Origin of the sequence: Ferruginibacter sp., from assembly GCF_031430955.1 — a bacterium.
Classification (GTDB): Bacteria; Bacteroidota; Bacteroidia; order Chitinophagales; family Chitinophagaceae; genus Ferruginibacter.
The window spans coordinates 1-8990 of record NZ_JANPCM010000001.1; the positions used below are offsets into that span (position 1 = coordinate 1).

9 protein-coding genes are annotated in these 8990 nt (G+C 37.5%); 6 read left to right on the forward strand and 3 right to left on the reverse strand.

Features of this window, described 5'->3' with window-relative positions; all coding sequences use genetic code 11:
- Nucleotides 1-364, forward strand: a 364-nt coding sequence (locus tag ACY65O_RS00005) for a hypothetical protein (protein ID WP_462218790.1), incomplete at its 5' end; no start/stop codon positions are given.
- A gap of 922 nt (nt 365-1286) precedes the next feature.
- On the opposite strand, the gene ACY65O_RS00010 is transcribed toward ACY65O_RS00005, so the two are convergent.
- Complete coding sequence (locus ACY65O_RS00010) at nt 1287-3314, reverse strand: hypothetical protein (protein ID WP_462218791.1); 2028 nt, start codon at nt 3312-3314, stop codon at nt 1287-1289.
- A 114-nt stretch (nt 3315-3428) separates the two neighbouring features.
- Here ACY65O_RS00010 and ACY65O_RS00015 point away from each other — a divergent pair, with 114 nt between their 5' ends.
- Together ACY65O_RS00015 and ACY65O_RS00020 are read left to right on the forward strand one after the other, a co-directional pair.
- Complete coding sequence (locus ACY65O_RS00015) at nt 3429-3731, forward strand: ATP-dependent Clp protease adaptor ClpS (protein WP_462218792.1); 303 nt, start codon at nt 3429-3431, stop codon at nt 3729-3731.
- Between the two features lie 194 nt (nt 3732-3925).
- A complete protein-coding gene (locus ACY65O_RS00020; RefSeq protein WP_462218793.1) occupies nt 3926-4582 on the forward strand; it encodes a class I SAM-dependent methyltransferase in 657 nt (218 codons plus the stop codon).
- A gap of 91 nt (nt 4583-4673) precedes the next feature.
- Here ACY65O_RS00020 and ACY65O_RS00025 read toward each other — a convergent pair whose 3' ends face one another.
- Nucleotides 4674-6128, reverse strand: a complete 1455-nt coding sequence (locus tag ACY65O_RS00025; RefSeq protein WP_462218794.1) for an AAA family ATPase — start codon at nt 6126-6128, stop codon at nt 4674-4676.
- A gap of 242 nt (nt 6129-6370) precedes the next feature.
- On the opposite strand from ACY65O_RS00025, the gene lpxB reads away from it, so the two are divergent.
- Nucleotides 6371-7528 (forward strand): lipid-A-disaccharide synthase, encoded by a 1158-nt coding sequence (gene lpxB / locus ACY65O_RS00030; protein WP_462218795.1) that lies wholly within the window; start codon nt 6371-6373, stop codon nt 7526-7528.
- Here the strand turns inward: lpxB and ACY65O_RS00035 are convergent.
- Complete coding sequence (locus tag ACY65O_RS00035; RefSeq protein ID WP_462218796.1) at nt 7517-7678, reverse strand: DUF6728 family protein; 162 nt, start codon at nt 7676-7678, stop codon at nt 7517-7519. The two genes, lpxB and ACY65O_RS00035, sit on opposite strands and share 12 nt — an antisense overlap.
- A gap of 124 nt (nt 7679-7802) precedes the next feature.
- Between ACY65O_RS00035 and msrB the strand changes: the two genes are divergently transcribed.
- Nucleotides 7803-8261: a peptide-methionine (R)-S-oxide reductase MsrB gene (msrB, locus tag ACY65O_RS00040; RefSeq protein ID WP_462218797.1), complete on the forward strand. Its 459-nt coding sequence runs from the start codon at nt 7803-7805 to the stop codon at nt 8259-8261.
- Between the two features lie 76 nt (nt 8262-8337).
- A partial coding sequence (locus ACY65O_RS00045; RefSeq protein WP_462218798.1) for a cytochrome b/b6 domain-containing protein occupies nt 8338-8990 on the forward strand: 653 nt, incomplete at its 3' end.

An 8990-nucleotide genomic window follows, 5' to 3' on the forward strand; every position in this document is an offset into this window, starting at 1 on the left:
TTTTGAATTTGTAAAAGGACTTCCAAATCTTGAAGTTTTTTCATTAGGCTTTATAATCAACAAAACAGAATATCCAGCGTTCCTACCTTTATTGCATCTTAAAAAACTACAAAAAATTGGCGTTGTTAGAGACACATTCAAGACAAATGAATTTGCATTTTTGCAAGCAGCTTTTCCAAAAGTTAAGGGTTGTGATTGGGATTTATTTTGGGACATGAAAGATAGATTTACTTTTCTTGGAAAAAGAGCAGGCTTAGTTTATAAATCAAATCCTTTGCTAACTGAAAAGTGTGACGAATTTAAAAAGTCGTTTGAGAAACTTAAAGATGAAGCAAAGACAATAGTCGAAAGCTACTGTGGCTAATATTGGTATTGCCCAGCCTTGGTTTGTGTCTCACGAACCATTCGCTTCGGTACCTGGCCTGAAAATGTCAGTGCAATACAAATTTATGAACCCAATTTCAAATAATTACAGTGTGTTTATTTGATTGCTAAATAGCATACAATCTAACGGAAGCGAAGATTGCAGCGTATGTTTCGTGAGACAAGAAACAAGGCGGAGATTATTAACCAACTAATCGGCAAGTGATAAAAAGAAAGTTATCGAATAAAAAACTGGCATTCTATATTGCTTTAGTTTATGTAGTTCTTGCAACAGTTTACAGTTATTGGTCAACGAATAATCTAGTAAGCGATGGCATATTATATTATGTATTCTACCCGGCTGTACTATTTCCATCGTTAATTTTATTTACGGAAAGAACACCCGGCCTTATGATATTATTATGTCAGTCAATTACGTTACTAATTATTTGGCCATTGTTTTGGTTATTTATTAGTTTGTTCAGGGGCAGCAATAAAAATACTACCAATTAAAAAGCTGTTTAAGTTATTTATTTTTTATTTGGCTAAAGCCGCCAACATCAATTTACCTTACCACGCCTTTAAAGGCGTGGTAATGCAAATAAAATAAAATGGCTTTAGCCAAACTGTATTCTGTTTAGCTTAATTAATACCAATTATACATTGAAATCATACTGTCTCCGCCACAGGCGGATGTCGAAGGCGGGTTGACATTGCACCGGTTTCGACAAGCTCAACCTGACATTTTTTTAATCGGATAGATTCAATGTCTAATTGGTATAAGACAGATTTTAAAAGTATAAAATTATTTAAACCGCATTCCCGCTTGGATAAAAGCCCAATAAAGTTATGTTGTACAAGAGTGTCTTGCCTTAGGCCAGACCAATGAAGTTGAAAAAAGAAATGCTGCCCGGCTCAAAAAATTATTTTAATTGATTTGCCGTACGCACCGCAGGTGCTTTTATAAAATCACGTGGATATTTTTTAAAGTAGCGCCACATAATACCAATAAACTCGGGGTAATTTTTTAAATGGATACCCCGGCTTTTTACGGCCACAAAAAATGCCAGGCTAAAGCTTACTGCAAAATTTAAAAAGCCAATGCTAAACACACCGGCAAGGGTGTACCACAATTCTTTGGTGCTGATAATATTGTTCATACCAAAAAAACCAATGGCAGTATTGGCTGCCGAAATAGTAATATGACGGATATCGAAAGGTAAGCCAAATATTTTTCCAAAAAAACCTGCCATGCCCAAAAAGAAACCGAGAGAAATATTACCTATCAGTGCGCCCAAATTATTTTCGATGTAATGAATAATTTTATAACGTCGCTTTTCGCTAAAAGTATTTTTAAAAGAAGACAGGCTGCGGAGCCGGTCGCCAACTTTGCCGTACACCACATAATTTTCTACATAGCCGGCAATTAAACCGCTGGCAAATAAAAAAAATCCGGTAAAGCAGGCATACAATAATGCCAGGCTGTGAAAGGGCTGCTGATCTACCAGTAATTTATGTGCCGTTGCGCCTTCGGCAATTTTTGTTCCTGTAATTTCAAAAAATAAAAAAGCCAGTAAATAAGTTAGCGGAAAAACTACCATTAAATTACCTGCAAAAGATGCCAGTTGTGTACGGCTTACCCTTGCAACAGTTATGGCAAGGTTGCGTAAGTCGGGTTGTTCGCCAATTTTTTCTACATCAAAAGAGCTGGCTACATTGTTTGCCGTGTATGCCGGCTGTTTAGTAGCCAGTGTACTGTTGGTATCCTGTATTAAAATAAACCCCAGCGAATAATTGGTACTGTACAAAAAGCCCTGCCAAAAAGGAGCCAGCTTCATTTTGCCCAGCAGGTTTTTTATTATGCCTATAAAAGAAATAATTATGCCGCCGCCTGCAGCACTCCAAAACATTTTCCAAAATTCTTTTCGGGTGGTGGTGATATATCTTTCGCCGGTTCGGCCGCCATGCTCTGCAATTTGGTACGCTAAATACCCCGTGTTTTCACTTAAAAATTCTTTTATAGAATTTTTTTTGTTCTCGTTATGCACTACGGTTTTAAAATAATCGGCAAACCGTTCGGTGTTCAATGCGTTATCACTGTCCAGCACATCAATAATTATAAACAGGCGGTTAATTTGCTGCTGCAACCGGGTAAGTATATAAGTTTGTGCAAGGCTGGTGCCATAAGTTTTACGCTGGTCCCTTATCCACTGAATGCTCTGGTTGCAGTTGTGCAATGCCTCGGTAATATTACCCAGCAATATCCGCTGCGACTCTCCGTTGCCGCCAGCCTGGTAAATTTTTAAATAATCGTTCACCAAACGGTTCTGTTCTAAAAAAGGATAAATAGCATCATCAATATTTTCGTAACGGTGGGTCATTTCTTTTTCTAAACCCAGCGTTGTAATGCGGTAACTTAATAACTGCAGCGATTGCTGTAATTGTTTTATCAGTGCCGGCTCGGTAAGATTAATTTGTATGCCCAGCATTTCAAAAAACTGTTTCCACAACTCAGGGTCCATACCTTCCACCCAAATATGATCGCTTTTTTTATAAAAAATTTTATTGATAACGTACAAAAAATTATCGGGGCTTTGCAGCGCCGGTAATATTTTATGTTTTAGTTTACCCAGCAGTTCCTGCACAAAACCACGGCTGCTAACAATACCACTTTCGGTAAGTGCGGTTACAATGTTTGTTTTTACAAACTGGCTCAGCAATGCTTTGCGTAAAGAAAATAAGGACGTACGCTCCTGCCCTATCTGGTACATTACGGCTTTAAATCTTAATTCGGCTTCTGCAATTTTACGGGGGTTATCGGGGCGTATTTTTTTAATCAGCTCCACCAAAAAATCTAAACTGCGGTTGGCAGTATGCAAAGGCAATACCACGGCCTGCTTTTTTGCAGGTGGTTCGGTGCCTTCTTTTTTTCGCCTGGTGAGCCGCAGCATGGTATTTGGTAATTTTTTTTGTACAGTAATGTAACTGCATATCCAGACAATTATTGTGCCTTAAATGTTGCATTGCGCTGTTTTATACAAAAATGATATTATTTTTGTGTTAGCATGGCTGCAGTACAAACACATACCGAAATAAAAAACTGGGAGTACACCGATGTATTAACCACATCCGACGAAACCAGTTCGCTAATTGTATGGAACGATGAAGTAAATACTTTTGAATGGGTGATAGAAACCCTGATGGAAGTTTGCGGCCATACCGAAGAGCAGGCCGAACAATGCAGCATGATCATCCACACCAAAGGCAAATACGCCGTAAAAGAAGGCAGCTACGAAATATTAAAACCGCAATGCGATGCCATTACCGAAAGAGGAATTAATGCCACGATTGAGGTGTTTGAGAAATAAAGCCCCTATCTCCGCCGCGGCGGAGGAAATGAAGAAGATGATGTTTTTCATTTTTTGAGCCGGGCTTTATTAATTCTATTTGGCTGCGGTGGTCTGGCCTAAGGCGAGACACTCTTGTACAGAAAATCTTTACTGAACTTTTATTGCAGCGTAGATTGTCTTTAAGCTATTCATACAACTAAATTTATCTACCCATGGATGAACAATCCCTTCAGCAACTTGCCGCTCAACTCCGCCAGCCCACCGGCGAAGAAGGAATAAAAACCGGCGAATGGATGAACCGTGGCAATGTACACATCCACTTAGATACACTGGCTATAGTAAATGCAGCAGCAGGCGATAACGTTTTAGAAATTGGAATGGGCAATGGTTTTTTTGTAAACAAAATTTTGCAGCAACATAACAGCATACAATACACCGGTACCGATTTTTCGGAAGTAATGATTGCAGAGGCGGAAAGAATAAATGAAGCCTGGATAAAAAACGGGCAGGCAAAATTTGTTTTAACTAACGGCATTACGCTTCCCTTTGCTGATGGAAGTTTCAATAAAATATTTACCATCAACACTATTTATTTTTGGGATGACAGCATTAAAATTCTTGATGAAATAAAAAGAGTGTTGCAACCTAAAGGAAAATTTATTATTACCCTGCGGCCAAAGCGGCAAATGATAAATTATCCATTTACAAAATACGGTTTTAATATGTTTAGTAAACAGGATGCAACGCAACTGCTTGCACAAAATGGTTTTACTATTGCACAGGCCATAGAAAAACAGGATCCCGATTTTGAGTTAAATGGCAAAATGGTAACAATGGAAAGTGTAATTATTGAAGCAGTGAAAGCGTAATATTTTCAAATAATCAGTATCAACTGTTAATTTTGCAGCAAAAAAATCCTGAGCCAAAACTCATAAAAAAACAGGGTTTTGGCTCAGGATGTTATTCTTCTTTTTGCAAAGGAACAAACAAATTATCTAAGGTAATTTGCTGGTCAATCAATCCAATACTGTGTTCGTTAGCCTGCAAACCCACACTGCTGATGAGGGTAATAAAAAGATGTTTACGGGTTTTGGTTTCCTGCTGAAAAATATATTTTTTTTGCTGCAGCGAAGCAGCATATTTTTTATCAATGGTAAACTGGTTTTCATAAAATTTTATTTCGCAAAGGTTAATACAGTTATCCCGCCTGCTGATTACTAAATCTATTTGTGCGGCACCTTTGCTGCTGTTGCCACGGCTTTTCCAAATGGCGGTTTCGCTGTAAATGCCTGTAATACCCAAAACCTTTTTTATTGCAGGTATATGTTTCATGCATATACTTTCAAAAGCAAGGCCACTCCAGCTTTTCCAGGTGGGTGTATCGCTAAGGCGTACCCATGTACCTTTACTGCCGCTGCGGTTGGCTTCCATAAATTTTAAATAAAATAAAGAGTACTCGTCAGTTAATTTATAAATACTGTCTTTACTTTTTTTACCAACAGGTATATAAGGTGTAATAAAACCCGATGCCGCCAATTCTTCCAGCAAGGCTGTAGTGCTGCCGCCACTTTGCAATTTGCATACTTTAATAATTTCGTTGCGGCTAAGCCCCATAGGTTTTGCAGCCAATGCCCTTATTACTTTAAAATGCCTGTCGGCACTGTCGAATAAAGCTTTGTATAAATCGGTAAACTCGTTGTACAAAAAACCATTTTTAGTAAAGCAGGTTTTATCAATAATTTGTGCAGCACTTAAGCCGGGTGCTGCCTGCTCTAAATAATGCGGCACCCCACCAAATGCCATATACAATTGTGTAATTTGATAACGGTTTAATTGTACATTCTTGCTTTTTAAAAACAATTCTGTTTCATGTAAAGTAAAGGGCTGCAATGCAATTTTTTGTGTAATGCGGTTGTGCAGGCCGCCTTTATTGCGTACTACATTTTGTATCATCCAGCTGGCGGCAGAGCCGCAGAGAATAACAGCAAGGTTATTTTGTTTACTGGCCCAGGTGTTCCAAAATTGTTCAAAGGCAGCCAAAAAATTTGATTTGGGTGTTTGCATCCACGGAAACTCATCTAAAAATAAAACTACTTTTTTGCGGCGCATTTTTTTTTGCAGCAACCGGGCTGTTAAATCAAATGCAGCAAACCAATCGGTTACTTCGGGAAGGGCAATATTATTATTCAATTGTTGGGCTACTGCCCTGCAGTAGCCGCCTAACTGCACAGCAGTTTCTACGTTATGAATACCCGAATACTCCAGTGCAATATGTTTTTTTAAATAGGTGCGGATAAGGTAAGTTTTACCTATTCTGCGGCGGCCATACACGGCTGCTAAATCTGCTTTTTTATTGGCTATAATACTGTCCAGCAAAAGCTTTTCTTCCTCTCTGCCTATAATATTTACTTCCATTACTTTAAATTATCTTAAGCCAAAAGTACATTTTTTTTACGGTTTTGGCTTAAGATTATATAAATATCTTGAGCCAAAACTACCTTTTTTTAATAGTTTTGGCTCAAGATAAAATAATTGCTGCTTTAATAAAGGCAGTAGTTTAAACGCAGCTGCATGTAATAGCCGGTGAGTCCGAAATCTTTTTAAACAAAGTATATTTAAATAAACAATGCAGTAAATTGCACCGGTAACTATTATTTATGCAGTATTATATTATAGCAGGTGAGGCAAGTGGCGATTTACATGGCAGCAATCTTATTAAAGAGTTGCGTAAACTGGATGCTGCTGCAGTCATCCGTTGCTGGGGCGGCGATAAAATGGAAGCCGCCGGGGCTACATTGGTAAAGCATTACAGGGATCTGGCTTTTATGGGTTTTATAGAAGTGATAAAAAATCTGCGTACAATTTTTCGCAATATCGATTTTTGCAAAAAAGATATTCTTAAAAATAAACCTGATGTACTGGTACTGATTGATTACCCCGGCTTTAATTTACGTATTGCAAAATGGGCAAAGCGGCAGGGCATAAAAATCATTTATTATATTTCGCCGCAGGTTTGGGCATGGAAAGAGAACAGGGTAAAAGGTATAAAAGAAAGCGTAGATAAAATGCTTGTTATCTTACCTTTTGAAAAAGATTTTTATAAAAAATGGCATTACGAAGTGGAATATGTGGGGCACCCGCTGGTGGAAGTAATTGAGGAATTTGGAATTAGGAATTTGGAATTACCGGATCAAAATACTGCTACAACTTCCCCTAATTCCCAATTACAAATTCCTAACTCCGGCATTGTTGCACTTTTACCCGGTAGCCGCCAGCAGGAAATTTTAAAAAAACTACCCATCATGCTGGAAGTAGCAAAATATTTTCCCAGCTATCAATTCGTTGTTGCAAAAGCACCCGGCCTTGATGAAAATTTTTACACCGAATTATTAGCGCCTTACAATAATGTATCAACCGTTGTAAATAAAACGTATGAATTATTAGCACAATCAAAAGCGGCATTGGTAACCAGTGGTACCGCCACTTTAGAAACCGCTTTATTTGCAGTGCCCGAAGTAATTTGTTACAAAGGCAGTTCTATATCTTACCAAATTGCAAAGCGCCTGGTTAAAATAAAATATATTGGCTTAGTAAATTTAATAATGGATAAAGAAGTGGTGAAGGAATTAATACAGGACGATCTTACAGTAGAAAATCTTAAAAAAGAATTGGAAACATTATTAAACAGTAAAGAAAAACAGGAACAGCTTAAAAATGATTACGCTGCATTAAAAAATTTATTAAGCCAGGGTGGGCATGCTTCTGCCAATGCGGCTAAAAGTATTTACAATTTCCTTACATCTTCAACGCAGTAATTTTATTGCCAGTATTATCATGGCCAGTAAAAAAAGTAAAATAGAAAGCCGGTTAATGCCATGCATATATTTCATCCATTGCGTACGTGGCGCATTGGGGTCTTTCTTTTTTAAATACAGGTACTCTGCAATCTGATTTAATATTCCCATTGGTGTAAAAGGTTATTTCTTTATAAATTTATAGTTTAAATTTGTTAACACGAAAGTTTGTTAAAAGTTTGGCGCTGTTAAAACTAAAATTGTTCATCTTGCGTATCTATTTCAAATAAAATTTATGAAAAATATACTTTTGGCAGCATTTATAATTGTGTCAGGCTGTTCATCTGCCCAAACAAAAACTTATGCCGTAAAAAAAACGGATGCTGAGTGGCGCAAACAGTTAACTGCCGAGCAATACCAGGTAACACGTAAAAAAGGAACAGAAGCTGCTTACACCGGCAAATACTGGGATAATCATAAAACAGGCATTTACAAATGCGTTTGCTGCGATCAGGAATTGTTTAGCTCCGCCACAAAATTTGAAAGCGGCACCGGCTGGCCAAGTTTTTGGCAACCCATTGCAAAAGCTAATGTAGAAGATGTTACCGATAACAGCTACGGTATGCAACGCACCGAAGTAAACTGCAGCAGGTGTGGCGCACATTTAGGTCATGTTTTTGAAGATGGGCCGAAACCAACTGGTTTGAGGTATTGTATGAATTCGGCAAGTTTAACATTTACAGAAAAAAAATAATCATTGTTTTTAATTTGAGGTTTTGATTTAACTGCGTAACTTAAAATTGCTATTTAAAATTTACAACAAAATAGTGATGGGGGAGAAAAAAATTATACAAAAACATCCGCTGGCTATACGGTGGTTTCACTGGATAAATTTTCCGGTGCTGGGTGTAATGATTTGGAGCGGCATGTTAATTTACTGGGCCAATGATGTGTACCGTTTAGGCTGGGGTGATAAAACAATTTTAAAATTTTTTCCTGATTCTTTTAATAAAGCATTGAACATTCCTTTTCGCCTGGCCGAAGGAATGAATTTGCATTTTGTTTTTATGTGGCTGTTTGCCATAAATGGTTTACTGTATATACTGTATTTATTATTTTCTAAAGAATATAAACTCATTTTTCCGAATAAAAAATCTTTAAGAGAAGCCTGGTTAGTTTTACTGCACGACCTGCATATAAAAAAAGGATTGCCGCCGCAAAAAAAATATAATGCTGCACAACGTATTGCTTATACCGGCGTAATTTTTATGGGGCTTGGTTCTTTATTAACCGGACTTGCTATTTATAAACCAGTACAATTATATTGGTTGTGTACCGCATTAGGTGGTTACGAATGGGCAAGGGCAGAACATTTTATTTTAACCATTTTATTTTGCCTTTTCTTTTTAGTACATATTATACAGGTGATACTTGCAGGATGGAATAATTTTGCAGGAATGGTAAGAGGGTTTGAGACGAAACC